This is a genomic window from Flavobacterium sp. ENC (genome assembly GCF_020991415.1).
Classification (GTDB): domain Bacteria; phylum Bacteroidota; class Bacteroidia; order Flavobacteriales; family Flavobacteriaceae; genus Flavobacterium.
This window is the reverse complement of sequence record NZ_JAJMOY010000012.1, coordinates 44,196-70,202: the sequence shown is the minus strand read 5'-3', so window position 1 is coordinate 70,202 and position 26,007 is coordinate 44,196. Positions and strand designations below refer to the sequence as shown.

The following is a 26,007-nucleotide window of genomic DNA, read 5'->3' as shown; positions in this document are numbered from 1 at the left end:
AAATAAATTTGTAAGATTAATATTATTTTATTTATTTTTAAACTTTTAGGAATTAATATAAAAGTTTAAAAATGAAAGAAGACTTTCTCCATTATTTGTGGAAGTTTAAGAAGTTTGAGTCACTCAACCTGAAGACGACTCAAAACGAACCCCTCACCATTATCAGAACCGGGGACTATTTAGAGTCTTCAGGACCTGATTTCTTTAATGCTCAGATTATAATCGGAAATCAGAAGTGGGCAGGGAATATTGAAATTCATTTAAAATCATCTGACTGGTACATACATGGGCATGAAAGGGATGTGGCTTATGATAATGTGATTTTGCATGTAGTATGGGAACATGATACTGAAATTTTCAGAGGGAATAATACTGAAATACCTGCTTTGGTTTTGAAGGATTATATTTCGGCTGAAATAATAAATAATTATAATTCTTTAGTTGCGCCAAAATCATGGATATCTTGTGAAAAGGAGATTGCCGGGATCGATGAATTTGTTTTTAAAAATTGGCAGGAACGATTGTTTTTTGACCGGTTAGAGCGTAAATCAAAATTTATTCTAGATGTATTGGAAGTGACAAATCAGGATTGGGAAGCGGTTCTGTTTTGTTTATTGGCTAAGAATTTTGGTTTAAATACAAACGGAAATACTTTTTTTCAAATAGCAAGAGCTATTCCGTTTTCAATCATCAGAAAAGAAAGTTTTGAAAGGGAAAATCTGGAAGCTTTACTTTTTGGAACTTCCGGTTTATTAGATGCAGAAAAAGAAGACGTTTATTTTATGGATTTGAAAATCAGGTATTTTTATCTTTCAAATAAATATCAGTTAGTAAAGACATATACAGATCCGCTTGAGTTTTTTAAACACCGGCCGGATAATTTTCCAACGATCCGACTTTCTCAATTAGCAGCTTTATACCATAAACATCAAAATTTATTTTCTAAGATAATCGAATTAAAATCGGTTACAAAAGTCTATGAATTGCTGACCGTTTCAGCTGGTCCATACTGGCAGAATCATTATCAGTTTGACAAGGAAAGCCGTAAAAAGCCAAAAGCATTATCAAGAGGATTTATAGATTTAATAATTCTCAACACTGTTATTCCGCTTCAGTTTGCTTATGCTCAAAAAAGAGGAGAACTGGTTTTCGAAGATTTAATTGATTTTATGAATGAAGTAGCTCCGGAGAAGAATTCCATTATCGATAAGTTTGCAGCTGTCGGAGTAATTTCAAAAAATGCTTTTGATACACAAGTTTTATTGCAGCTCAAAAACGAATACTGTAATCAGAAAGCCTGTCTGAAATGCGCCATTGGAATGGAATTGTTAAAGAACAATAACTAATTATTGAATTAGAAAATTAGTTAATTAGATAATTTGTACTTTTGCTTGGATATACTTTCTGGTGTTTAATCTAACATCAAACAATCTAAAAATCTAATATTAAATTATGTCTGCAATTATAAAGCTGAAATTCTTTTTTGAAAAATACGGTTTTCATGTATCCTCAAGGCTGGCAGATAAACTGGGTATGCGTGTCACAAGTGTAAGATTGTTTTTTATTTACATTTCATTTGTAACCGTAGGTTTAGGTTTTGGAGTTTATTTAACCTTAGCGTTTTGGATTCGGTTAAAAGATTTAATCAGGGCAAAACGAACTTCTGTTTTTGATTTATAAAAAAAAACTCCAAATGAAAATTTGGAGTTTTTTTATGAAATAATAAAGAGGTTTATTCAGCTTCTTTATTGTTAAGTCTTGATCTTTTTTTGCTGTATCCAAAATAAACAAGGATACCAATCGCCAGCCATCCAAGTGAAAGTAACTGAGCATCTAAGCTTAGATTAATCATCAGATAAGTATTGATTGAAATACCACAAATAGCAATTACTGGTAAAGCAGGAACTTTAAAAGTTCTGGTTAACTGAGGTTGTTTTACTCTTAAGATCCAAACCGCGATACAAACCATTGTAAAGGCAAATAAAGTACCGAAACTAGTCATATCCGCCAGCTTGTTAATAGGAGTAAAGGAAGCAACTACAGCAATAATACCACCTAAAATCATTAAGTTGGTTTTTGGAGTTCCTGAAAGTGGATTTACTTTTGAGAATACAGCAGGAATTAATCCGTCTTTAGACATTCCAAGAAAAATTCTTGACTGTCCCATAATCATTACCATCAATACCGATACAAGACCAATAGTTGCAGCAATTGTGATTATAAAACCTGCCCAGCCTTGTCCGGCAATATCAAATGCATAAGCAACCGGTGCTTTTATAGCTTCAGGATATTTTCCTAGTGGATTAAAATCTTTATAGTTCATCATTCCGGTCAATACTAAAGACACAAGAATATATAAGGTAGTACAAATTAATAAAGAAGCAATAATAGCGAAAGGAACGTCTTTTTTCGGATTGATAGCTTCTCCGGCTTGTGTAGAAACAGCATCAAAACCTACATAAGCAAAGAAAATTGCAGCAGCTCCTGACACAACTCCGCCTATTCCGTAAGCATTGTGTGTAGTTTCTTTTTCAATAATCTGGGTAGCAGCTGGAATAAATGGGTGCCAGTTAGCAGTATCAATAAAGAAAAGACCGGCAATAATTACAAATATTACGGCAGAAACTTTAAGAATAACAATCATGTTGTTTGCTTTCGCAGCACTTTTTGTTCCTTTTATAAGTAGTGAAATAACCAGGATCACAATACAAAAAGCAGGCAGATTCATGGAAAAACCTTCTCCTGTGTAACTGGCAGGGTCAGTTGTAAGGTATTCAGGGAGGTGAATGTGAAACATTTTAAGCAGCTTATTAAAGTATCCTGACCAGGAAACCGCTACCGTCATGGATCCCATTGCGTACTCAAGAATAAGTCCCCAACCAATAATCCAAGCAAAAATTTCTCCAATTGTACCATAAGCATAAGCGTATGCAGAACCTTCAACAGGTAAAATAGAGGCAAACTCAGAATAGCAAAGAGCTGCAAAAACACAGGCAATACCTGCAATAATGAAAGAAAGTGCTAATGCCGGGCCAGCATGATAATAGGCTCCCGTACCAGTAAGTACAAAAATTCCTCCACCAATAATGGCACCAACTCCAATGGCAGTTAGGCTCCATTTTCCAAGAACCCTCTTTAAATCACTTTTTTTCATATCCGCTTCAAAAGCAGATATTGGTTTAACTCGCATAATTGACATACTATAATAGTGGTTTATTGTTATTAAGTTCCAAATGTATTGTTTTTTATAAAAAATAAAAACAATTATATAATTTTAAGTTATAAAATGTTTAAGATTTATATCTAATAAGGAAAAACTAACAGCTATTACTAGAAATTAGGAATCACTTTTTAAAATAATAGAAAACAGGAAAAAGTGTTAAAAATAAATTTATATTACTTTTCTTAATAAATTTATATTTTTTTGATTTAATTTACAATTTCGAACGATCCAAAATATTTAGAAATGAGTTTTAAATCGATACAGCTGTACTTTAAGTTTACAAAACAACAAAGAATTGGAATTTTTATGCTTTTTGCGATAATCATCGGTTTGCAGGCAATCTATTTTTTTTGCAATTTTAAATCAGCCGAAAAATATTCTCCTGAAAAAGAAAAATGGATGGCGGTTCAGAGCGGGATCGATTCGCTGAAAAAAGAAAAATATAAAAACAAACCGCAGGTATATCTATTCAATCCGAATTTTATCTCAGATTATAAAGGTTATAAACTTGGAATGACTGTTGCAGAAATTGACAGGTTGATGGCTTTTAGAAAAGAAAACAAATATGTAAATTCGGCAGAAGAATTTCAGCAGGTTACAAAAATTTCTGATTCTTTATTAAAAGTAATTTCGCCCCTTTTTAAATTTCCGGAATGGGCAAACAATAAAAAAGCGGTAGCAGACAATAAAAAGGATTATAAAGGATATGAAAAGCACAAAAGTGAACCTTTCGCCAAAAAGGAGAAAAAAGTTTTAAAAGATATAAACCTGGCCACTCAGGAGGATTTAGTTAAAATATTTGGCGTTGGTGAAGCCCTGTCATTACGGATTTTAAAACAAAAAGAAATTTTGGGGGGCTTTGTCTCAATGGAACAGCTGAATGAAGTTTGGGGACTTTCTCCTGAAGTGTTATATGAATTAAATGCCAATTTCAGGATTTATTCCGTTCCTAATTTTAAAAAAATAGCAATAAATGAGGCGTCTTTAAAAGAATTATCCCAGTTTAGTTATTTTAAATACGGACTGGCAAAACAAATCATAACGTATAGAAGTATGAACGGAGATTTTAAAAATATTGAGGATTTAGCAAAAATTAAAGGTTTTCCTGTTGATAAAGCAAAAATAATTAGTTTATATTTGGAGTTCTAAAAAAAACTGACTACAATGAATTTTGATTATAACGAAACACAGTCGATGATTGCACAATCGATAAAGGAATTTGCAGAAAAAAATATCAGACCCAATATAATGGAATGGGACGAAGCGCAGACCTTTCCAATTCCCTTATTTAAAAAATTAGGAGAAATGGGATATATGGGGGTGTTGGTACCGGAAGAATATGGAGGAAGTGGTTTAGGATATCACGAATACATTACAGTTGTTGAAGAAATTTCGAAAGTAGATCCTTCTATTGGGTTATCAGTTGCAGCACATAACTCATTATGTACAAATCATATCCTGACTTTTGGAAATGAAGAACAAAAGAAAAAATGGTTGCCAAAGCTGGCAACTGCTGAATTTATTGGTGCCTGGGGTTTGACAGAACATAATACAGGTTCTGATGCCGGCGGAATGAATACAACTGCCGTAAAGGATGGTGATTTTTGGGTAGTAAACGGAGCTAAGAATTTTATCACACATGCTATTTCAGGTGATGTTGCAGTTGTCATTGTACGCACGGGAGAAAAAGGTGATTCGAAAGGAATGACAGCCTTCGTTTTTGAAAAAGGAATGCCCGGATTTACGTCTGGTAAAAAAGAAAATAAATTAGGAATGCGGGCCAGTGAAACGGCCGAATTGGTTTTTGACAATTGCCGTGTTCCTGATGCCAACAGATTAGGAGAAGTGGGGCAAGGGTTTGTGCAGGCGATGAAGGTATTAGATGGGGGACGAATTTCTATTGGTGCCTTATCATTAGGGATTGCAAAAGGTGCTTATGAAGCTGCCTTAAAATATTCAAAAGAAAGATATCAGTTTGGACAGCCAATTAGCAGTTTCCAGGGAATATCATTTAAGTTGGCAGACATGGCAACTGAAATTGAGGCCTCGGAATTGTTATTGCATAAAGCGGCCTTCCTGAAACAAGAACATAAACCTGTTACTACATTAGGGGCTATGGCTAAAATGTACGCATCAGAAGTTTGTGTAAAAGTAGCCAATGAGGCAGTACAGATTCATGGTGGTTACGGATATACAAAAGACTTCCCGGTGGAGAAATTTTATCGTGATTCCAAATTATGTACCATAGGGGAGGGAACGACAGAAATTCAGAAATTAGTTATATCCAGGAATTTACTGAAAGACTAAAGAGTAAAGAACATAGAAGATAGAGCATAGAATAAAGAGTAGAGACTATAAATTTACTGAAAAGTATAGATCATAGAAGATAGAGAATAGAATAGAAAGTAGGGAACATTGAGTAATGTTTTTTAGGATGAAATCTATACTCTTTATTCTATAGTTCTTTATTCTTTAAAAAAAATGATAATTCATAACTCATAATTCAAAATAAATATATACTTTTGCACCCTTAACGAGAGGAGGTGTCTATATTATGTTAATTATACCAATTAAAGACGGAGAAAATATCGATAGAGCATTAAAGCGCTATAAAAGAAAATTTGATAAAACAGGAACTGTTCGTCAATTAAGAGCACGTACTGCTTTTATTAAGCCTTCTGTTGTCAAAAGAGCTCAAATTCAAAAAGCTGCTTACATTCAAAACATGAGAGATGGTTTAGAAAGTTAGTATTAGCCTTTCAAAATAATTACCGTTAGTCGTCAAAAAGTTTTAACTTTGATGCTAACGGTTTTTTTGTGCTTTATTTTTAATGTTTTTGTGGATTAGCATTTTGGAAATCGTATCTGGTAAAGTTGTGTTTACATTATATATAAGTATAAAATTCTTATGAAGACAAATAAAGAAGCATTTCGTGATTATCTTCAGTTGGAGAAGAAATATTCTCCTCACACGGTTAATGCTTATTTAAATGATATTTTGTTTTTTGAAATGTTCAATAAAACTCATTTTGAACAGGAAAGTATAGATCAGGTTCATTATAGTCAGGTTAGGAGCTGGATTGTCTCTTTGGTGGATCAGGATATTTCTAATGTTTCTGTAAACAGGAAAATGGCTTCTTTGAAAGCGTATTATAAATTTCTCTTGAAAATCAAGCAGATCGAAATAAATCCAATGCTAAAACATAAGGCTTTAAAAACGCCTAAGATTATTCAGATACCGTTTTCTGAAAAAGAGCTTGCAGATTTGATAGAGGAGGTGGGTGATCCTGTGGGTTTTGAAGAAATACGCGATAAGCTGATTGTTGATTTATTTTACACAACAGGAATGCGAAGAGCTGAACTGATATATTTAATGACGTATAATGTTGATTTATCGTCGAACGTAATTAAGGTTTTGGGTAAGAGGAATAAGGAGCGTATAATTCCGATTCTTCCGGTTATTGTCGGGCAGTTCAAATTGTATTTAAGTGAAAGGGTTTCTGTTGCGAAAATCGTTGATGAGGATTATTTTTTTATTTCTAAAAAAGGATTAAAATTAAGTGAATCTTTTGTGTATCGATTAATTAATTCTTACTTTAGTAAAGTCTCCGAAAAGGTAAAAAAAAGTCCCCATGTCCTCAGGCATACTTTTGCGACTCATTTACTGAATAACGGAGCAGATTTAAATTCAGTTAAAGAATTATTAGGACATTCCAGTCTGGCTTCAACGCAGGTTTATACTCATAATAGTTTGGCAGAACTTAAAAAAGTATATGTTAAGGCACATCCAAGGAATAAGTAGTAATTCTTAATGTTTAACCCTAAAATTTATATTATGAAGGTAGATGTTCATGCAGTTAACTTTACTGTTGACAGAAAGTTGGTAGATTTTATTCAGGAAAGAATGGATAAATTGGAAAAATACTACGATCGTGTGGTTTCGGCAGATGTTTTTTTAAAAGTGGAAAGAACAAGTGACAAGGAGAATAAGGCAGTGGAGATAAAGATTAATGTTCCTGGGGATGATTTTTTGGTTAAAAAGCAGTGTAAAACTTTTGAAGAAGCGGTAGAACTTTCGGCAGAATCTTTAGAACGTTTACTGGTAAAAAGGAAAGAAAAAATAAGAACACACATATAATTAAAATTTTTTTCAAAAAATGTTTTGATTCAAAGATAAAATAGCTACATTTGCAGTCCGTTAGAAATAGCGGACTTTTTTAATGTTATTGCCAGCGTAGCTCAGTTGGCTAGAGCAGCTGATTTGTAATCAGCAGGTCGTGGGTTCGAGTCCCTCCGCCGGCTCAGAAAAAGGTTTCAAATGCGATTTGAAACAGGTTCTTTAAAATTATGGAATAAACAAATTTGGATTTTCTGATTTGGTTTTGGATTCTTCTGAAATCTTAAGTTAAAAAATCTAATATTGTCCGGGGAGATACTCAAGCGGCCAACGAGGGCAGACTGTAAATCTGCTGTGTGAACTTCGCAGGTTCGAATCCTGCTCTCCCCACAAAATGAATTTTAGATTATGTTTTTCAGGTTTTGATTTGAATAAAAACAAAATACTGATTAAGACTCTTAAATCAAGGATTCTGCCGGTGTAGCTCAGGGGTAGAGTGCTTCCTTGGTAAGGAAGAGGTCTCGGGTTCAATTCCCGACATTGGCTCAAGTAAGTAGGAAATTGAAAATTAATATATAACTAAGATTAAAAATTAAGTAAAATGGCAAAGGAGAATTTTAATCGTTCCAAACCGCACTTAAACATAGGTACAATTGGACACGTGGATCACGGAAAAACTACATTAACTGCAGCAATTACAAAAGTATTGTCTGATGCTGGTTATTGTCAAGCAAAATCGTTTGATCAAATCGATAACGCTCCAGAGGAGAAAGAAAGAGGTATTACTATTAATACATCACACGTAGAGTATGAAACAGCTAACCGTCACTACGCTCACGTTGACTGTCCAGGTCACGCGGATTACGTAAAGAACATGGTTACTGGTGCTGCTCAAATGGACGGAGCTATCTTGGTAGTTGCTGCTACAGATGGTCCAATGCCACAAACTCGTGAGCACATCCTTTTAGGTCGCCAGGTTGGTATTCCTAGAATGGTAGTTTTCATGAACAAAGTTGACATGGTTGATGACGCTGAGTTATTAGAGCTTGTTGAAATGGAAATCAGAGATTTATTATCTTTCTACGAATATGATGGAGATAATGGTCCTGTTGTTCAGGGTTCTGCTTTAGGAGGATTGAATAATGATCCTGCTTGGGTTCCTAAAATTATTGAATTAATGGAAGCTGTTGATAACTGGATCGAAGAGCCAATTCGTGATACTGCAAAACCATTCTTGATGCCAGTTGAGGATGTATTTACAATTACTGGTCGTGGAACTGTTGCTACAGGTCGTATCGAAACTGGTATTGCTAATACAGGTGATGCTGTTGAAATCATTGGTATGGGAGCTGATAAATTAACTTCTACTATTACAGGAGTTGAGATGTTCCGTAAAATCCTTGACAGAGGAGAAGCTGGAGATAACGTAGGTTTATTGTTAAGAGGTGTTGATAAAGAATCTATCAAAAGAGGAATGGTTATCATTAAGCCAGGATCAGTAAAACCACACGCTACTTTCAAAGCTGAGGTTTATATCTTGAAAAAAGAAGAAGGTGGACGTCACACTCCATTCCATAATAACTACCGTCCACAGTTCTACGTACGTACAACTGACGTAACAGGAGTTATTACTTTACCAGAAGGAGTAGAGATGGTAATGCCAGGAGACAACTTGACTATCAATGTATCTTTATTAAGCCCAATCGCAATGAGCGTAGGTTTACGTTTCGCTATCCGTGAAGGTGGTAGAACTGTAGGTGCAGGTCAGGTGACTGAAATCGTAGGATAATCCTATAAAAATTATAAGAAAGCCAGTTGATTTTCGTAATTGAAATCACTGGCTTTTAATTACGGGCGTAGTTCAAGGGTAGAATAGCGGTCTCCAAAACCGTTGATGGGGGTTCGAATCCCTCCGCCCGTGCAATATAAAATATATCAAATGACAAAAGTTACTAATTATTTATCAGAGGCTTTCGAAGAGTTGAAGTCAAATGTTACTTGGCCTGCTTGGGCTGAGGTTCAAAAATTGACAATTGTTGTGGCTGTATTTTCGGTTTTATTCGCCTTGGCAACATGGGGAGTAGACGAATTTTTTGCAAAAGCTTTGGCTGGATTTTTTAACTGGTTAAAAGGATAATTTTTTTGTGATGGCAGATAATAATGTGAAAAAATGGTATGTAGTTAGAGCTGTAAGCGGACAAGAAAATAAAGTCAAAGCTTATATCGAAACTGAAATTGCCAGACTAGGTATGGGTGATTATGTTTCCCAAGTTTTAGTGCCTACAGAAAAAGTAGTTACTGTAAAAGAGGGAAAGAAAATGTCTAAGGATAAAGTTTACTTCCCTGGATATGTTATGATCGAAGCCAACTTGGTTGGTGAGATACCTCATATTATTAAGTCAATTACTAGTGTAATTGGTTTTTTAGGGGAGATCAAAGGAGGAGAACCTGTTCCGTTGAGACTTTCTGAAGTAAATCGTATGTTAGGAAAGGTAGATGAGTTAGCTGTAAATACAGATACTCGTGCTATTCCATTTAACCTGGGTGAAACTGTTAAAGTGATCGATGGTCCGTTTAACGGGTTTAATGGTACGGTTGAAAAAATCAATGAAGAAAAGCGTAAACTTGAAGTTATGGTTAAGATTTTCGGAAGAAAAACACCATTGGAATTGAGTTTTATGCAAGTTGAAAAAGTATAATTTTTGTTACATCTATAATAACCACTATAATCGCTTCCTAATGATTATGGTGTTAAATTTTTTAAAAAATGGCTAAAGAAATTAGTAAGGTAGTTAAACTACAAGTTAAGGGAGGTGCTGCGAATCCGTCGCCACCGGTTGGACCTGCTTTAGGAGCTGCTGGGGTTAATATCATGGAGTTCTGTAAGCAGTTCAATGCTAGAACACAAGATAAACCCGGCAAAATATGCCCAGTACAAATTACTGTGTATAAAGACAAATCATTTGATTTTGTTGTTAAGACTCCTCCGGCTGCTGTCCAATTATTGGAAGCTGCAAAGCTAAAGTCTGGATCAGGTGAACCAAATCGTAAAAAAGTAGCTAGTGTTACTTGGGACGTTATCAAAGCAATTGCTGAAGATAAAATGGTAGATTTAAATGCATTCACAATCGAATCTGCAATGAGCATGATCGCTGGAACTGCTAGATCTATGGGTATAACTGTATCAGGAGATGCTCCTTTTTAATTAAGAGAAAGAAATGGCAAAATTAACAAAAAAGCAAAAAGAGGCTGCTTCAAAAATTGAAAAGAACAAACTATACTCTTTGAAAGATGCAGCTGCATTGATTAAAGTTATAGCTTCTGCAAAATTTGATGAGTCTGTTGATATCGCAGTTCGTTTGGGTGTAGATCCAAGAAAAGCGAATCAAATGGTTAGAGGTGTAGTTACATTACCTCACGGAACTGGTAAAGATGTTAAAGTATTAGCATTGGTTACTCCGGATAAAGAAGCGGAAGCTAAAGAAGCCGGAGCAGACTATGTAGGTCTTGACGATTATTTACAAAAAATTAAAGATGGTTGGACAGATGTTGATGTTATCATCACTATGCCGGCTGTTATGGGTAAATTAGGTCCATTAGGTCGTATTTTAGGACCTAGAGGTTTAATGCCAAACCCTAAAACAGGTACTGTAACTATGGATGTTGCAAAAGCTGTTGCAGAGGTTAAAGCTGGTAAAATTGACTTTAAAGTTGATAAAACTGGTATCGTACATGCAGGAATTGGTAAAGTTTCTTTTGGAGCTGAGCAAATTTATGACAATGCACACGAAATTATTCAAACATTAATCAAACTTAAACCAACTGCTGCTAAAGGTACCTACATTAAAGGTATTCACCTTACAAGCACTATGAGTCCTGCAATTGCATTGGACCCAAAAGCAGTATAATTGGTAGTTAATAATTTTTAGTATGACTAGAGAAGAAAAATCAATCGCGATTGAAGATTTAACTGCGCAGTTAGCTGGTACAAATATTATTTATGTATCTGATATTTCTGGATTAAATGCAGAAACAACTTCAAGCTTAAGAAGAGCTTGCTTTAAAGCAGGTATTAAATTAGAGGTTGTAAAAAATACTTTGCTTGCAAAAGCAATGGAAGCTTCTGCGAATGACTATGGTGATTTACCTTCAGTATTGACTGGTAACAGTGCTATATTTATTTCAGATGTTGCAAATGCACCTGGAAAAATAATTAAAGATTTCAGAAAAAAATCAGCTAAACCTGTATTAAAAGGAGCTTATATTAATTCTGAAATTTATATTGGAGATGATCAATTAGATGCGTTAGCAACTATTAAATCTAAAGAAGAACTTCTTGGAGAACTTATTGGATTGTTACAATCTCCTGCTCAAAGAATTATTTCTGCTCTTCAAAACAAGTTTGCTGGAGAAGAATCAGAAGCAGCAACTGAGGAAGCATAATATAAAAGACCGTTGTCTTTTGTGTTACTAAATTCGCACACACAAATAAATTATAATTTTACAAATCATTTTAAACGATAGAAAAAATGGCAGATTTGAAACAATTCGCAGAACAATTAGTTAACCTAACAGTTAAAGAAGTTAACGAATTAGCAACAATATTAAAAGATGAGTATGGTATCGAGCCTGCTGCTGCAGCTGTAGTAGTTGCTGCTGGTGGTGGAGAAGGTGCTGCTGAAGAAGCACAAACTGAATTTACAGTAGTATTAAAAGAAGCTGGAGCTTCTAAATTAGCTGTTGTAAAATTAGTTAAAGAACTTACAGGTTTAGGTTTGAAAGAAGCTAAAGATGTAGTTGACGGTGCTCCAAGTAACGTTAAAGAAGGTGTTTCTAAAGAAGAGGCTGAAGGTCTTAAAAAATCATTAGAAGAAGCTGGAGCTGTAGTTGAATTAAAATAATTCAACTCGGTTTTAAGAACTAGGTTTAGGTCTTGAGTGAACGCTCAATGGCCTAAACCATTTTTCGTATAATAAAATATATCAAGTTTTATTATCAAATAGTTTAAGATACGAAAAAGTTTTTTTTGATCAATACGAAGAAAAAAATTGAACTTGCTACTCTTTGTTCATTTTAAAGATGTATTGATTACAAAAAAAAAGTAGAATTAAACAATGTGTTTTTACACAAAAAATTACTTTTTTTTAATCAAAATTTTGTCCATTGATGATAACAAATCAGACTGAAAGATTGAATTTTGCCTCTACAAAAAATATTCCTGACTATCCGGATTTCTTAGATGTTCAGGTTAAATCTTTTAAAGATTTTTTTCAATTAGAAACTAAATCTGACGAAAGAGGCAACGAAGGGTTGTACAACACCTTCATGGAAAACTTTCCAATCACAGATACAAGAAATAACTTTGTATTGGAATTCCTAGATTATTTTGTTGATCCACCACGTTATACAATTCAAGAATGTATAGAGAGAGGTCTTACGTATAGTGTGCCTTTAAAAGCCAGGTTAAAACTATATTGTACTGATCCAGAACACGAAGATTTTGAAACTATTGTACAAGATGTTTACCTTGGAACAATACCTTATATGACTCCAAGCGGTACCTTTGTAATCAATGGTGCTGAGCGTGTAGTAGTATCTCAGCTACACCGTTCTCCTGGGGTTTTCTTTGGTCAGTCATTCCATGCAAATGGAACAAAACTTTATTCTGCCAGAGTAATTCCTTTTAAAGGATCCTGGATAGAATTTTCTACCGATATCAACAGCGTAATGTACGCTTATATCGACAGAAAGAAAAAATTACCGGTAACAACTTTATTCCGTGCAATCGGATTCGAAAGAGATAAGGATATCCTTGAAATTTTCGACCTTGCTGAAGAAATTAAAGTTTCTAAAACAGGTATTAAAAAATATATTGGAAGAAGACTTGCTGCACGTGTATTGAACACCTGGCACGAGGATTTCGTGGATGAAGATACCGGTGAGGTAGTTTCTATCGAACGTAACGAAATCATCCTTGATCGTGATACTATTATCGACAAAGATAATGTTGAAGAAATCATCGATTCTAACGTTAAATCTATTTTGTTACATAAAGAGGATAACAATCAGGCAGATTATGCTATTATCCACAATACATTACAAAAAGATCCAACAAACTCTGAAAAAGAAGCTGTAGAGCACATTTACCGTCAGTTGCGTAACGCTGAACCGCCTGATGAGGAAACTGCTCGTGGTATTATAGATAAATTGTTCTTCTCTGATCAACGTTATAACTTAGGTGAAGTTGGTCGTTACAGAATGAACAAAAAACTTGGTTTAGATATCCCAATGGAAAAGCAAGTGCTTACCAAGGAAGATATCATCACCATTGTAAAATATTTGATCGAATTGATCAACTCTAAAGCAGAGATTGATGATATTGATCACTTATCTAACCGTCGTGTTAGAACAGTTGGAGAACAATTGTCTCAACAATTCGGTGTTGGTTTGGCACGTATGGCAAGAACTATTCGTGAGAGAATGAACGTTAGAGATAACGAGGTGTTTACACCAATCGATTTGATTAATGCTAAAACATTATCATCGGTTATCAACTCTTTCTTTGGTACGAACCAGTTGTCTCAATTTATGGATCAAACGAATCCATTAGCTGAGATTACACACAAGAGAAGATTATCTGCACTTGGACCTGGTGGACTTTCGAGAGAGAGAGCTGGTTTCGAGGTTCGTGACGTTCACTATACACACTATGGTCGTTTATGTCCGATTGAAACTCCTGAGGGACCAAACATTGGTTTGATTTCATCTCTTGGTGTTTATGCAAAAGTTAACGGAATGGGTTTCATCGAAACTCCTTACCGTAAAGTTACAAATGGTGTAGTTGATTTAGAAAGTACTCCTATATATTTAAGTGCTGAAGAAGAAGAAGGAAAAATGATTGCTCAGGCGAACATTGAAATGGATGCTTCAGGTAAAATTACAGCTAGCAATGTTATTGCCCGTGAGGAAGGTGACTTCCCGGTTGTTGAGCCATCAGCAGTACATTATACAGACGTTGCTCCTAACCAGATTGCTTCGATTTCGGCTTCATTGATTCCTTTCCTGGAGCATGATGATGCGAATAGAGCCTTGATGGGATCTAACATGATGCGTCAGGCGGTTCCTTTGATCCGTCCGGAAGCACCAATCGTTGGTACAGGTTTAGAGCGTCAGGTAGCTTCAGATTCAAGAGTATTGATTAATGCTGAGGGAGATGGAACTGTAGAATATGTAGATGCTAATATTATTACCATTAAATACGACCGTACTGAAGATGAAAGAATGGTTAGTTTTGATGCTGATGAGAAAACATACAACTTAATTAAATTTAGAAAAACCAATCAGGGAACAAGTATCAACCTGAAACCAATCGTAAGAAAAGGGGACAGAGTTAGTCTTGGTCAGGTATTATCAGAAGGATATGCTACTCAAAATGGTGAATTAGCTTTAGGTAGAAACCTAAAAGTTGCGTTCATGCCATGGAAAGGGTATAACTTTGAGGATGCGATTGTAATTTCTGAAAAAGTAGTTCGTGATGATATTTTTACTTCTATCCACGTTGATGATTATTCATTAGAGGTTAGAGATACGAAGTTAGGAAATGAAGAGTTAACAAACGATATTCCTAACGTTTCTGAAGAAGCTACTAAAGATTTAGATGAAAACGGTATGATCAGAATTGGAGCAGAGGTTAAACCTGGCGACATTCTTATCGGAAAAATTACACCAAAAGGGGAATCAGATCCAACTCCGGAAGAGAAATTGCTTCGTGCAATCTTCGGGGATAAAGCCGGAGATGTAAAAGATGCTTCATTAAAAGCGTCTCCTTCTTTACACGGTGTAGTTCTTGACAAAAAATTATTTGCAAGAGCCGTAAAAGATAAACGTAAACGTACTCAGGATAAAGATGCTTTAGGCGCTTTAGAAATGGAATTCGAAACTAAATTTGTTGAATTGAAAGACAGATTGGTGGAGAAATTATTCCTGATCGTAAACGGAAAAACATCTCAGGGTGTAATGAATGATTTGGGTGAAGAAGTTTTACCAAAAGGTAAAAAATATACTCAGAAAATGCTTTACGCAGTTGAGGATTTTGCTCACTTAAGCAAAGGTCAATGGGTTGCTGATGACGCTACAAATAAAATGGTTAATGATTTAATTCATAACTATAAAATTAAGCTGAATGACTTACAGGGATCTTTAAGAAGAGAGAAATTCACGATTACAGTTGGTGATGAATTACCATCAGGAATCCTGAAATTAGCGAAAATTTATATCGCTAAAAAACGTAAACTGAAAGTAGGGGATAAAATGGCAGGACGTCACGGTAACAAAGGTATTGTTGCAAGAATCGTTCGTCATGAAGATATGCCTTTCCTTGAAGACGGAACACCGGTAGATATCGTATTGAATCCACTTGGGGTACCTTCACGTATGAACATTGGTCAGATTTATGAAACTGTTCTTGGATGGGCCGGACAAAACTTAGGTAGAAAATTTGCTACTCCAATTTTTGACGGTGCTTCTTTAGACCAAATTAATGCTTTGACTGATGAAGCCGGAGTACCACGTTTTGGACATACATACCTTTACGATGGTGGTACCGGAGAGCGTTTCCATCAGGCAGCAACTGTGGGTGTAATTTACATGCTTAAATTAGGACACATGGTTGATGATAAGATGCACGCACGTTCTATCGGACCATACTCATTAATTACGCAACAGCCTCTTGGAGGTAAAGCGCAATTTGGAGGTCAGCGTTTTGGAGAGATGGAGGTTTGGGCACTTGAGGCTTATGGGGCATCAAGTACTCTTAGAGAAATCCTGACTGTTAAATCGGATGACGTTATTGGTAGAGCTAAAACTTACGAAGCTATCGTTAAGGGAGAGTCAATGCCGGAACCAGGTTTACCTGAATCATTCAATGTATTGATGCACGAATTGAAAGGTCTTGGACTAGACATTCGTTTAGAAGAATAAAAAAAGTTTTCAGCTACAGTCTCAGTATTCAGTTCATTCTGAAAGCTGAGACTAAAGCTGTTTACCAGAATTAAAGTTTTTAGGATTTATACCCGTCACCCGTTCCGATTTTTTATGTAAACGAAAGTTTTATAATTAGCACTTCAGAATTTAGTCTGAAGTTTAGAGAAGTAATCCGAGGTAGTATTTTGAATGCCGTAAGCCTAATGCATATAGCTTCAAAAAAAATCAATTTTTAATTGCAAATAAATCAATAGTAAAAACTATGATGAATAATAGAAATAATAATAAAGATAAGAATCCTGTAAAAAGATTTAACAAAATCTCTATTGGATTGGCTTCACCTGAATCTATCTTGAAAGAATCAAGAGGAGAGGTTTTGAAACCGGAAACTATCAACTACAGAACTCACAAACCTGAAAGAGACGGACTTTTCTGCGAAAGAATCTTCGGACCTGTTAAGGATTTTGAATGTGCTTGTGGTAAATATAAAAGAATTCGTTACAAAGGAATCATCTGTGACCGTTGTGGTGTTGAAGTTACAGAGAAAAAAGTACGTCGTGACAGAGTAGGACACATCAATCTTGTTGTGCCAATTGCTCACATTTGGTATTTCCGTTCTCTTCCAAACAAAATTGGTTATATCCTAGGTCTTCCGTCTAAGAAATTAGATATGATCATTTACTACGAAAGATATGTAGTAATTCAGGCTGGTATTGCTAAAAATGCAGATGGAGAATCATTACAAAGATTAGATTTCTTAACTGAAGAAGAATATTTGAATATTTTAGATACTCTTCCGCAGGAAAATCAATATTTAGATGATTTTGATCCAAATAAATTTGTTGCCAAAATGGGAGCAGAATGTATTATGGATTTATTGGCACGTATCGATTTAGATGAGTTGTCTTACCAATTGAGACACAGTGCTAATAACGAAACTTCTAAACAACGTAAAACTGAAGCTTTAAAAAGATTACAGGTTGTTGAGTCTTTCCGTGAGTCTAACTTAAACCGCGAAAATCGTCCGGAATGGATGATTATGAAAGTGGTTCCTGTTATTCCACCGGAATTACGTCCGCTTGTGCCACTTGATGGAGGTCGTTTTGCAACTTCAGATTTGAATGACTTATACCGTCGTGTAATCATCCGTAACAACCGTTTGAAAAGATTAATGGAGATTAAAGCTCCTGAAGTTATCTTGAGAAACGAAAAACGTATGTTACAGGAATCTGTAGATTCATTATTTGATAACACTCGTAAAGCTTCTGCTGTTAAAACAGAATCTAACAGACCATTAAAATCATTATCTGATTCCCTAAAAGGTAAGCAAGGACGTTTCCGTCAAAACTTACTTGGAAAACGTGTGGATTATTCTGCCCGTTCGGTAATTGTTGTGGGTCCTGAATTAAAATTATTCGAATGCGGTTTGCCAAAAGATATGGCATCTGAATTATACAAACCTTTCGTAATCCGTAAATTGATTGAAAGAGGTATTGTTAAGACAGTAAAATCTGCTAAGAAAATCATAGACAAAAAAGAGCCTGTAGTTTGGGATATCCTTGAAAATGTAATTAAAGGACACCCGGTATTACTTAACCGTGCTCCTACGTTACACAGACTTGGTATTCAGGCTTTCCAGCCAAAATTAATTGAAGGAAAAGCAATCCAGTTACACCCGTTAGTATGTACGGCTTTCAACGCCGATTTTGATGGGGATCAGATGGCAGTTCACTTGCCATTAGGACCAGAGGCTATTTTGGAAGCACAATTATTAATGTTGGCTTCTCACAATATTCTTAACCCTGCAAATGGAGCGCCAATTACTGTACCATCTCAGGATATGGTCTTGGGTCTGTATTACATGACCAAAGAACGTATTTCTACACCAGAGCATGTAATATTAGGTCAGGACTTAATTTTCTACTCTGCTGAAGAGGTAAACATTGCATTAAACGAAGGAAGATTAGAATTGAATGCCCGTGTGAAAATTAGAGCAAAAGATTTTAATGAAGCTGGAGAATTGGTGTACAAAATTATCCAGACAACTGCAGGACGTGTATTATTTAACGAAGTAGTACCTGAAGCAGCCGGATATATCAATGATGTATTGACTAAGAAAAACCTTAGAGATATTATCGGACATATTTTAAGTGTGACTGATGTACCTACAACGGCAGCTTTCTTGGACAACATGAAAGATATGGGGTATAAATTTGCCTTTAGAGGAGGTTTATCATTCTCTCTTGGTGATATTAGAATTCCGGAACAAAAAACTAAATTAATTGCAGATGCCAGAGAGCAAGTTGAAGGTATTTCTGTAAATTATAACATGGGTCTTATTACCAATAACGAGCGTTACAACCAGGTTATTGACGTATGGACTTCAGCAAATGCTCAATTGACAGAGTTAGCAATGAAAAATATTAGAGAAGACCAGCAAGGTTTCAACTCTGTATATATGATGCTTGACTCTGGGGCGAGGGGTTCTAAAGAACAGATTCGTCAGTTAACCGGTATGCGTGGTTTGATGGCTAAGCCTAAAAAATCTACTGCTGGTGGTGGTGAGATTATTGAAAACCCGATTCTTTCTAACTTTAAGGAAGGACTTTCGATCCTTGAGTACTTCATTTCTACTCACGGTGCTCGTAAAGGACTTGCGGATACGGCCCTTAAAACTGCCGATGCCGGATACTTGACAAGAAGGCTTCATGACGTTTCACAAGATGTTATTGTAAACATCGAAGATTGTGGAACTTTAAGAGGTGTTGAAGTATCTGCTTTGAAGAAAAATGAGGAAATTGTTGAATCTTTAGGAGAAAGAATTTTAGGACGTGTTGCATTGCAGGATGTTATAAATCCTCTTACGAATGAAGTAATGGCGCAGTCAGGTCAACAAATTACGGAAGCAATTATGAGAGCTATTGAAGCTTCTCCGATTGAAAGAGTAGAAGTTAGATCTCCATTAACTTGTGAAGCTTTAAAAGGTATTTGTGCTAAATGTTACGGTAGAAACTTAGCTACCGGAAAAATGACACAAAGAGGTGAAGCGGTAGGAGTTATTGCAGCTCAGTCTATTGGAGAGCCTGGTACACAGTTAACACTTCGTACGTTCCACGTTGGAGGGGTTGCAGGAGGTATTTCTGAAGAGTCCAGTATTGTTACAAGATTCAACGGTAGACTTGAAATTGAAGATTTAAAAACCGTTAAAGGTGAAGACAGCGAAGGTAATGCGACTGATATCGTAGTATCACGTTCAACTGAATTAAAATTAGTTGATGAGAAAACCGGAATCGTTTTAAATACACATAATATTCCTTACGGATCCAGTATTTTCGTTAAGGACGGTGAAGTAGTTACTAAAGGAACTGTGATCTGTAAATGGGATCCATATAATGGTGTAATTGTTTCTGAATTTACTGGTAAGATTGCTTACGAGGATTTAGAGCAGGGACAATCGTTCATGGTGGAGATCGATGAGCAGACAGGATTCCAGGAAAAAGTAATTTCTGAGGCCAGAAATAAAAAATTAATTCCAACTTTATTGGTTTATGGTAAAGAAGGTGAATTGATTCGTTCGTATAACTTACCAGTAGGAGCCCACCTTATGGTTGAGAACGGTGAGAAAATTAAAGCAGGTAAAGTATTGGTGAAAATTCCACGTCGTTCTTCTAAAGCAGGGGATATTACAGGAGGTTTACCAAGAATTACTGAGTTGCTTGAGGCTCGTAACCCTTCAAACCCGGCGGTTGTTTCTGAAATTGACGGTGTTGTTTCTTTTGGAAAAATCAAAAGAGGTAACCGTGAAATTGTTATCGAATCTAAATTTGGTGAGATTAAAAAGTATTTAGTTAAACTTTCAAGCCAGATCTTAGTACAGGAAAATGACTTCGTAAGAGCAGGAGTACCATTGTCTGACGGTGCAATTACACCAGACGACATCTTAAGAATTCAGGGACCAGCTGCTGTTCAACAGTATTTGGTAAATGAAATTCAGGAGGTATACCGTTTACAAGGGGTAAAAATTAATGACAAGCACTTTGAGGTAGTTATTCGTCAAATGATGCGTAAAGTAAGAGTTCAGGATCCGGGAGATACATTATTCTTAGAAGATCAATTAATTCACACTAAAGATTTTATCGTTCAAAACGATAAATTATATGGTATGAAAGTAGTTGAAGACGCTGGAGATTCTGCTGTACTTAAACCAGGTCAGATTATTACACCTCGTGATTTACGTGATGAAAACTCATTGCTGAAACGAAATGATAAAAATCTGGTTGTAGCCAGAGACGTAATTACTGCAACAGCAACACCAGTTCTGCAAGGTATTACAAGAGCTTCGCTACAAACTAAATCATTCATCTCTGCTGCTTCCTTCCAGGAAACAACAAAAGTACTTAACGAGGCTGCTGTAGCTGGTAAAGTAGATGATTTAGAAGGATTAAAGGAAAATGTAATTGTTGGACACAGAATTCCTGCGGGAACTGGTATGAGAGAATACGATAATACTATCGTAGGATCTAAAGACGACTACAATGAAATGATGGCTAATAAAGAAGAATACATTTATTAATTAGGAAACTATGAGTAATCCGAAACAACAACAAGAGCAGATTAATATTGAGTTAGATGAAACTATTGCAGAAGGAATTTATTCTAATCTTGCAATTATCAATCACTCCTCATCAGAGTTTGTTTTAGATTTTGTGAGCATTATGCCGGGTATTCCTAAAGCCAAGGTAAAGTCAAGAATTGTCCTGACACCACAACATGCTAAAAGATTATTTAAGGCAATAGGTGAAAACATTCATCGTTTTGAAGTAGCCCACGGCGAGATCAAAGACACTGAACAAGCACCGATACCACTTAATTTTGGTCCGACAGGACAAGCATAAATTTTAAAAGCCCCGGAGACGGGGCTTTTTTATGTAAAAAACTGAAATGTCGATTAAAGTGCAGTTTGCCTGATTTTATTTACTTTCGTCGACTAAATTTCTTTCGTCGGTTGTATTGTTCTACTTTTGCATTTCCTAATCGAAAGATTTAGTTTTAGAATATAATGACTTAGTAAAGGTTGATTAATTCACATTAAAAAAAAGCGCTAATTATTGATATTAGCGCTTTTTTTATGCTTAAAAATGAGGTAATTAAATTGAATCTGAAATATTTTTATTTTCTTCCCAACCTTTTTGAAAAAAATGTACTCTATATAAGTAAGAACCTTTCTGAAGGATTTTAACTTAAATAAAGTATACTATGAAAAAGAAATTCACCTTAGAAATAGCAAGCCCTTGTTCCGAAAATTTTGATGCAATGATTCCTAATTCAGGCGGTTCATTTTGTAGTTCCTGTGCGAAAAATGTAATCGATCTGAGTCGAAAAACCAATTCAGAAGTCGCTAAATTCATTGCAGAAACTAAAGATCAAAATATTTGCGCCCGACTAAAAGTAACGCAATTACAGGAAGAGTTTCAGTATACTGAAACTTCCAGAATCAATAATTTTAAATACGCAGCCGTGGCAGCATCTGTTCTGATAACTTCAAATATGGCAGCACAAGAAAAAACGCCGGTTAAAACGGAGACAGTCTGTACGAAACTTAATACCTATAAGCTTGGAAAAGTAGTTCACAGCCAGGTTACTCCAAAAGAGATGTTAATTAACATAAAAGGCAAATTATTGGAAGCCAAAACGAGTAAACCATTCAATAAGGAAGTCTATCCGAATTTGGAACTTACTATAAATGGTGCAGAAAAGACAGTAAAAATAAATCCGCAAACGGGCGAGTTTTCTATAGTGGCTTCGGTTTTGGAAAGCAGCAAATCATTTATCGTTACTATTACAGGAAACGATTATTATCTTTCAAAGGAAATTCCTTTCACTAAAAGAGCAGTTAAAGGAGCTATACTGCAGCAAAATATAGTTATTGCAGCAGAAGAACTTACTAAAATTTATATTGCCGGCGGATTAGGAATTAATTATACAGGGAAGTAAATAATGAAGGAGCTACTTTTATAAAGAAAAAAGGCTGTTTAAATTTTTTAAACAGCCTTTTTATCTTTTTTCTTCTAAAGAAGGGATTAATCAAATTCAGAGGTAAAAAATAATTTTACGCTCGGATATTTATTTTGCGTCATTTGAATGGTAAAATCAGAATCAGCTAAAAATACCAGCTGATTATATTTATCATGCGCTAAGAATTTTTGTTTGATACGTTTGAATTCTTTGAATTCGTCATTCTTTGCATCATCTGGTTTTACCCAGCATGCTTTGTGAACCGGAAAGTTTTCATAGGTACATTTTGCACCATATTCGTGCTCTAAACGATATTGAATTACCTCATACTGAAGCGCTCCAACAGTTCCGATTACTTTACGATTGTTCATTTCCAGTGTAAATAACTGTGCAACTCCTTCATCCATTAACTGATCGACTCCTTTGTCCAATTGCTTGGCTTTCATTGGATCTGCATTGTTGATGTATCTGAAGTGTTCTGGAGAGAAACTTGGAATTCCTTTGAAACTCATGATTTCCCCTTCCGTTAAAGTATCTCCGATTTTGAAATTTCCGGTATCGTGTAAACCTACAATATCACCGGGGTAGGAAATGTCTACGATTTCTTTTTTCTCTGCGAAGAAAGCATTGGGACTTGAGAATTTTAAATTTTTCTTCTGGCGAACGTGGTAATAAGGTTTGTTTCTTTCGAAAGTTCCGGAAACAATTTTTATAAAAGCTAAACGGTCTCTGTGTTTTGGGTCCATATTCGCATGGATTTTAAACACAAAACCAGTCATTTTTTCTTCTTTAGGATCCACTAATCGTGTTTCGGAATCTTTAGGTCTTGGTGACGGTGCAATGGCAACGAAACAATCTAAAAGCTCACGGACTCCAAAATTATTCAAAGCAGAACCAAAAAACACAGGCTGAATTTTTCCGTCTAAATAATCCTGACGTTCAAATTTTGGATACACTTCATCAATTAATTCTAATTCTTCGCGAAGCCTGTCAGCAGGTTTCTGACCGATTATTTTTTCTAATTCCGGACTTTGAACATCTGAAAAAGCAATAGTTTCCTCGATGTTTTTACGGCTGTCTCCACTAAAAAGATTAATGTTTTGCTCCCATAAATTGTAAATTCCCTGAAAATCATACCCCATTCCGATCGGAAAACTCAAAGGAGTAACCGTCAGTCCCAGTTTTTGTTCCACTTCATCCATTAAGTCAAAAGCGTCTTTACCTTCACGGTCTAATTTATTGATGAAAACAATCATGGGAATGTTTCTCATTCTACAAACGGCAACCAGTTTTTCAGTTTGTTCCTCAACCCCTTTTGCCACGTCAATCACAACGATTACACTGTCAACAGCAGTTAAAGTCCTAAAAGTATCTTCAGCAAAATCCTTGTGTCCCGGAGTATCAAGAATATTGATTTTTTTGTCTTTATAATTAAAAGCAAGAACAGAGGTTGAAACCGAGATACCTCTCTGGCGTTCGATTTCCATAAAATCACTCGTTGCTCCCTTTTTTATTTTGTTATTTTTTACAGCACCGGCTTCCTGAATAGCGCCTCCAAACAACAATAATTTTTCGGTTAATGTTGTTTTACCCGCATCAGGATGCGATATAATTCCAAATGTTCTTCTGCGTTGTATTTCTTTTAAAAAACTCATATTTTCGTATAAATAGGATGCAAAAGTACTATTAATTAAGTGGTAATAAAAATATTCACTTCTTAATTTGGAAGTCTTTCTATTAGAAAAAGAAAATTCGCACCACAAAAAAAAGGCTGTTTTTTTGGAACAGCCTTTAGAATAGTCATTTTTAAATTACTGATTAATTGACCAAACTGAATATCCTTTTGGAGGACATTGTATTTTAACCCATTTATCGGCTTGTGTAGTCGGATACCAGGTCGAATTTCCGGTAAAATCTTTAATCTGGGTATTTGCCCAATTGGTTTCAACCCATCTTTCCTGCCATGTAGTAGAGTTGTTGATGTACACTACCAATCCGGGATTTCCGTTATATCCATTTCTTCGGGCCACATACTCATCATTATCGTAGTACAAAATCGAAGTTGTTCCGGTAGCTTTGTTATTGTGGATCCAGATCAGGTTATTTAATTTGTTTTTATCCAGCCATTCCTCGTAATCCCTGTAGAATATTGTGGGATATCCTTCATGCGTTAATATATAGGAATAGGCCAGTAATTTGTTTGAAATCTCATCTGTATCATGATTGCTGACAAAAGTCACCGCTTTGTATGGATTTCTTTTCCACATCATGTCGTCGTTTAGCAGCGCAAGATTATTTCCGTCAAAAGCGTCATTCATTTTATAATAGCACGCAAAATCAAATACAGAACTGTTAGCGTTGTTTGCCCACCATTCAAGTGTATTTACGTTTGCATCCCAATATTCTCCAACAGAAAATCCGCCTACATTGGCATTCCATGAATTAACAACCCACGGAGCAAATCCTTTCACATAGTCAAATCTCCAGCCATCAAATTTCATGGTGTTTTTGTAGTATTTACCCACTCCGTCGGTTCTAAGCCACAACCAGTTTTGAACATTTGGGGCGGCGTGGCATAAATCAGGAAAGCCTCCAAAAGCACCTTCATCATTATTACCATAACTGTTTTTGTAAAAGTCATTATAATTGCGGGGGAATTTTCCTGATGCAATTCCTGTAAAATTAGTCCATGTATTTGTTCCGGTAAAAGGATTAGCTTCAGACTGACCTCCGCTATTGTGATTAATTACAATATCTGCATATACTTTCAGATTTTGGGCATGCGCATTTGTAATTAAACTCACTAATTCAGTTTTTGATCCAAATCGGGTTTCTGTAGAACCATTTTGATTATAATCTCCAAAATCGAAATAATCTGTTGGATCATATCCCATAGAGAAAGCCCCGTTTTGAGCTTTAGAAGCCGGAGGCAGCCAAATAGACCCAATTCCCGCATTTCCCCAGGCCGTTACTTTACTGCTTACAGTATTCCACCACGTACCACCGGCAGGAACATCCCAGTAAAAGGCCTGCATCATTACGCCGCCTCCGGGATTATCAACGTATTTTCCGGTCAGTGATGATTTCGAATCTCCCGTACTAAAAGGCTTTCCGTCGTGAGTGACATTGATGATTTTAAATTGCTGACTTTCAGCTTTTGCGTCTGTTTCGTTTATTTCATTTTGGGAACAAGAGCACAAAAGAGCTGTCACTGCCAACATGGAATAAATCCTGGTTGATTTTTTCATAATGAGATTTGGTTAAGGTTAATAAAGTTGTAATTATCGTTTATTGCCGGTAAAATAGAAAAATTCGTAATTTTAAAGCCAATAAATTATTGATTACGCATCTAAAGTATAAGTTTTTTGCTTAGATCTTATTTATAAGAAAATATTTATATCACGAAAACGTTGTAGTGTTGAAAACTTTTTTTTATTGGGCTGTAAAAGAAGCACTTTGCCTTTTATTAGAGGATAATGAAATAAAATAGAATCAACGTTTAAATTTTTGCACTTTTTAGTGTCTCTTTAGAAGGTTTTAATGTTCAAAAACAGTGCTTTATTTGTCGGATTTAAGAACTATCATATAATTTTTTGTTAATAGTATAGCTGATAGTTGTATTATGTAATTGAATTGTTATTTTTGTTCGTTATAAGTCAAAAGAAGTCAG

The 26,007-nt window shown here is 35.5% G+C and carries 21 protein-coding genes and 4 tRNA genes; 22 read left to right on the top strand and 3 right to left on the bottom strand.

Features of this window, described 5'->3' with window-relative positions:
- Positions 1 to 71: 71 nt before the first annotated feature.
- Together LPB89_RS20540 and LPB89_RS20535 are read left to right on the top strand one after the other, a co-directional pair.
- Positions 72 to 1,346 carry a DUF2851 family protein gene (locus LPB89_RS20540; protein ID WP_230703498.1) on the top strand — a complete coding sequence of 425 codons (1,275 nt, stop codon included), beginning with the start codon at positions 72 to 74 and terminating at the stop codon, positions 1,344 to 1,346.
- A 106-nt stretch (positions 1,347 to 1,452) separates the two neighbouring features.
- Entirely contained in the window at positions 1,453 to 1,680 is a 228-nt protein-coding gene (locus tag LPB89_RS20535; protein WP_035659873.1) for a PspC family transcriptional regulator, read from the top strand.
- A 52-nt stretch (positions 1,681 to 1,732) separates the two neighbouring features.
- Here LPB89_RS20535 and LPB89_RS20530 read toward each other — a convergent pair whose 3' ends face one another.
- Entirely contained in the window at positions 1,733 to 3,199 is a 1,467-nt protein-coding gene (locus LPB89_RS20530) for an APC family permease (RefSeq protein WP_230703497.1), read from the bottom strand.
- Between the two features lie 267 nt (positions 3,200 to 3,466).
- Here LPB89_RS20530 and LPB89_RS20525 point away from each other — a divergent pair, with 267 nt between their 5' ends.
- The 20 genes from LPB89_RS20525 to LPB89_RS20430 all read left to right on the top strand — a co-directional run bounded on the left by LPB89_RS20525 (position 3,467) and on the right by LPB89_RS20430 (position 22,316).
- Complete coding sequence (locus tag LPB89_RS20525; RefSeq protein ID WP_230703496.1) at positions 3,467 to 4,372, top strand: helix-hairpin-helix domain-containing protein; 906 nt, start codon at positions 3,467 to 3,469, stop codon at positions 4,370 to 4,372.
- Between the two features lie 15 nt (positions 4,373 to 4,387).
- Positions 4,388 to 5,530, top strand: coding sequence for an acyl-CoA dehydrogenase family protein (locus LPB89_RS20520; protein ID WP_230703495.1), 1,143 nt, complete (start codon positions 4,388 to 4,390; stop codon positions 5,528 to 5,530).
- Between the two features lie 247 nt (positions 5,531 to 5,777).
- On the top strand, positions 5,778 to 5,972 hold the full coding sequence (gene rpsU / locus LPB89_RS20515; protein ID WP_132038185.1) for a 30S ribosomal protein S21: 195 nt from the start codon (positions 5,778 to 5,780) through the stop codon (positions 5,970 to 5,972).
- A 159-nt stretch (positions 5,973 to 6,131) separates the two neighbouring features.
- Positions 6,132 to 7,025: a tyrosine-type recombinase/integrase gene (locus LPB89_RS20510; protein WP_230703494.1), complete on the top strand. Its 894-nt coding sequence runs from the start codon at positions 6,132 to 6,134 to the stop codon at positions 7,023 to 7,025.
- 33 nt (positions 7,026 to 7,058) lie between these two features.
- Positions 7,059 to 7,361 (top strand): ribosome hibernation-promoting factor, HPF/YfiA family, encoded by a 303-nt coding sequence (gene hpf, locus LPB89_RS20505; RefSeq protein ID WP_127340290.1) that lies wholly within the window; start codon positions 7,059 to 7,061, stop codon positions 7,359 to 7,361.
- 90 nt (positions 7,362 to 7,451) lie between these two features.
- Positions 7,452 to 7,525, top strand: a tRNA-Thr gene (locus LPB89_RS20500).
- Positions 7,526 to 7,649: 124 nt separating this feature from the next.
- A tRNA-Tyr gene (locus LPB89_RS20495) sits at positions 7,650 to 7,730 on the top strand.
- An 84-nt stretch (positions 7,731 to 7,814) separates the two neighbouring features.
- Positions 7,815 to 7,886, top strand: a tRNA-Thr gene (locus LPB89_RS20490).
- A gap of 55 nt (positions 7,887 to 7,941) precedes the next feature.
- Positions 7,942 to 9,129, top strand: a complete 1,188-nt coding sequence (tuf, locus tag LPB89_RS20485; RefSeq protein ID WP_059116012.1) for an elongation factor Tu — start codon at positions 7,942 to 7,944, stop codon at positions 9,127 to 9,129.
- Positions 9,130 to 9,190: 61 nt separating this feature from the next.
- Positions 9,191 to 9,261: transfer RNA gene (locus LPB89_RS20480), tRNA-Trp, on the top strand.
- Positions 9,262 to 9,279: 18 nt separating this feature from the next.
- Positions 9,280 to 9,477, top strand: a complete 198-nt coding sequence (gene secE / locus LPB89_RS20475; RefSeq protein ID WP_041517377.1) for a preprotein translocase subunit SecE — start codon at positions 9,280 to 9,282, stop codon at positions 9,475 to 9,477.
- A 10-nt stretch (positions 9,478 to 9,487) separates the two neighbouring features.
- The gene (gene nusG, locus LPB89_RS20470) at positions 9,488 to 10,039 is read left to right on the top strand and encodes a transcription termination/antitermination protein NusG (protein WP_029273444.1); all 552 of its coding nucleotides are present in this window, start codon (positions 9,488 to 9,490) and stop codon (positions 10,037 to 10,039) included.
- Between the two features lie 68 nt (positions 10,040 to 10,107).
- A complete protein-coding gene (gene rplK / locus LPB89_RS20465) occupies positions 10,108 to 10,545 on the top strand; it encodes a 50S ribosomal protein L11 (RefSeq protein ID WP_007807442.1) in 438 nt (145 codons plus the stop codon).
- Between the two features lie 13 nt (positions 10,546 to 10,558).
- Positions 10,559 to 11,248, top strand: coding sequence for a 50S ribosomal protein L1 (gene rplA / locus LPB89_RS20460; protein ID WP_007807440.1), 690 nt, complete (start codon positions 10,559 to 10,561; stop codon positions 11,246 to 11,248).
- Positions 11,249 to 11,270: 22 nt separating this feature from the next.
- A complete protein-coding gene (rplJ, locus tag LPB89_RS20455; RefSeq protein WP_127340288.1) occupies positions 11,271 to 11,783 on the top strand; it encodes a 50S ribosomal protein L10 in 513 nt (170 codons plus the stop codon).
- Positions 11,784 to 11,869: 86 nt separating this feature from the next.
- On the top strand, positions 11,870 to 12,241 hold the full coding sequence (rplL, locus tag LPB89_RS20450; RefSeq protein ID WP_007807437.1) for a 50S ribosomal protein L7/L12: 372 nt from the start codon (positions 11,870 to 11,872) through the stop codon (positions 12,239 to 12,241).
- A 265-nt stretch (positions 12,242 to 12,506) separates the two neighbouring features.
- Positions 12,507 to 16,319, top strand: coding sequence for a DNA-directed RNA polymerase subunit beta (rpoB, locus tag LPB89_RS20445; protein ID WP_230703493.1), 3,813 nt, complete (start codon positions 12,507 to 12,509; stop codon positions 16,317 to 16,319).
- Between the two features lie 265 nt (positions 16,320 to 16,584).
- Positions 16,585 to 20,895, top strand: coding sequence for a DNA-directed RNA polymerase subunit beta' (rpoC, locus tag LPB89_RS20440; protein WP_230703492.1), 4,311 nt, complete (start codon positions 16,585 to 16,587; stop codon positions 20,893 to 20,895).
- A 10-nt stretch (positions 20,896 to 20,905) separates the two neighbouring features.
- Positions 20,906 to 21,217 carry a DUF3467 domain-containing protein gene (locus LPB89_RS20435; RefSeq protein ID WP_127340286.1) on the top strand — a complete coding sequence of 104 codons (312 nt, stop codon included), beginning with the start codon at positions 20,906 to 20,908 and terminating at the stop codon, positions 21,215 to 21,217.
- Between the two features lie 361 nt (positions 21,218 to 21,578).
- Positions 21,579 to 22,316, top strand: a complete 738-nt coding sequence (locus tag LPB89_RS20430) for a hypothetical protein (protein ID WP_230703491.1) — start codon at positions 21,579 to 21,581, stop codon at positions 22,314 to 22,316.
- 86 nt (positions 22,317 to 22,402) lie between these two features.
- On the opposite strand, the gene LPB89_RS20425 is transcribed toward LPB89_RS20430, so the two are convergent.
- Positions 22,403 to 23,992 carry a peptide chain release factor 3 gene (locus LPB89_RS20425; protein WP_230703490.1) on the bottom strand — a complete coding sequence of 530 codons (1,590 nt, stop codon included), beginning with the start codon at positions 23,990 to 23,992 and terminating at the stop codon, positions 22,403 to 22,405.
- A gap of 156 nt (positions 23,993 to 24,148) precedes the next feature.
- The gene (locus LPB89_RS20420; protein ID WP_230703489.1) at positions 24,149 to 25,585 is read right to left on the bottom strand and encodes an alpha-amylase; all 1,437 of its coding nucleotides are present in this window, start codon (positions 25,583 to 25,585) and stop codon (positions 24,149 to 24,151) included.
- Positions 25,586 to 26,007: the final 422 nt, after the last annotated feature.

What these genes read in the sequence shown, in the direction of transcription:
- LPB89_RS20540 (WP_230703498.1), top strand. Translation starts at nt 72, where the DNA reads ATGAAAGAAGACTTTCTCCATTATTTGTGGAAGTTTAAGAAGTTTGAG.
- LPB89_RS20535 (WP_035659873.1), top strand. Translation starts at nt 1,453, where the DNA reads ATGTCTGCAATTATAAAGCTGAAATTCTTTTTTGAAAAATACGGTTTT.
- LPB89_RS20530 (WP_230703497.1), bottom strand. Translation starts at nt 3,199, where the DNA reads ATGTCAATTATGCGAGTTAAACCAATATCTGCTTTTGAAGCGGATATG.
- LPB89_RS20525 (WP_230703496.1), top strand. Translation starts at nt 3,467, where the DNA reads ATGAGTTTTAAATCGATACAGCTGTACTTTAAGTTTACAAAACAACAA.
- LPB89_RS20520 (WP_230703495.1), top strand. Translation starts at nt 4,388, where the DNA reads ATGAATTTTGATTATAACGAAACACAGTCGATGATTGCACAATCGATA.
- rpsU (WP_132038185.1), top strand. Translation starts at nt 5,778, where the DNA reads ATGTTAATTATACCAATTAAAGACGGAGAAAATATCGATAGAGCATTA.
- LPB89_RS20510 (WP_230703494.1), top strand. Translation starts at nt 6,132, where the DNA reads ATGAAGACAAATAAAGAAGCATTTCGTGATTATCTTCAGTTGGAGAAG.
- hpf (WP_127340290.1), top strand. Translation starts at nt 7,059, where the DNA reads ATGAAGGTAGATGTTCATGCAGTTAACTTTACTGTTGACAGAAAGTTG.
- tuf (WP_059116012.1), top strand. Translation starts at nt 7,942, where the DNA reads ATGGCAAAGGAGAATTTTAATCGTTCCAAACCGCACTTAAACATAGGT.
- secE (WP_041517377.1), top strand. Translation starts at nt 9,280, where the DNA reads ATGACAAAAGTTACTAATTATTTATCAGAGGCTTTCGAAGAGTTGAAG.
- nusG (WP_029273444.1), top strand. Translation starts at nt 9,488, where the DNA reads ATGGCAGATAATAATGTGAAAAAATGGTATGTAGTTAGAGCTGTAAGC.
- rplK (WP_007807442.1), top strand. Translation starts at nt 10,108, where the DNA reads ATGGCTAAAGAAATTAGTAAGGTAGTTAAACTACAAGTTAAGGGAGGT.
- rplA (WP_007807440.1), top strand. Translation starts at nt 10,559, where the DNA reads ATGGCAAAATTAACAAAAAAGCAAAAAGAGGCTGCTTCAAAAATTGAA.
- rplJ (WP_127340288.1), top strand. Translation starts at nt 11,271, where the DNA reads ATGACTAGAGAAGAAAAATCAATCGCGATTGAAGATTTAACTGCGCAG.
- rplL (WP_007807437.1), top strand. Translation starts at nt 11,870, where the DNA reads ATGGCAGATTTGAAACAATTCGCAGAACAATTAGTTAACCTAACAGTT.
- rpoB (WP_230703493.1), top strand. Translation starts at nt 12,507, where the DNA reads ATGATAACAAATCAGACTGAAAGATTGAATTTTGCCTCTACAAAAAAT.
- rpoC (WP_230703492.1), top strand. Translation starts at nt 16,585, where the DNA reads ATGATGAATAATAGAAATAATAATAAAGATAAGAATCCTGTAAAAAGA.
- LPB89_RS20435 (WP_127340286.1), top strand. Translation starts at nt 20,906, where the DNA reads ATGAGTAATCCGAAACAACAACAAGAGCAGATTAATATTGAGTTAGAT.
- LPB89_RS20430 (WP_230703491.1), top strand. Translation starts at nt 21,579, where the DNA reads ATGAAAAAGAAATTCACCTTAGAAATAGCAAGCCCTTGTTCCGAAAAT.
- LPB89_RS20425 (WP_230703490.1), bottom strand. Translation starts at nt 23,992, where the DNA reads ATGAGTTTTTTAAAAGAAATACAACGCAGAAGAACATTTGGAATTATA.
- LPB89_RS20420 (WP_230703489.1), bottom strand. Translation starts at nt 25,585, where the DNA reads ATGAAAAAATCAACCAGGATTTATTCCATGTTGGCAGTGACAGCTCTT.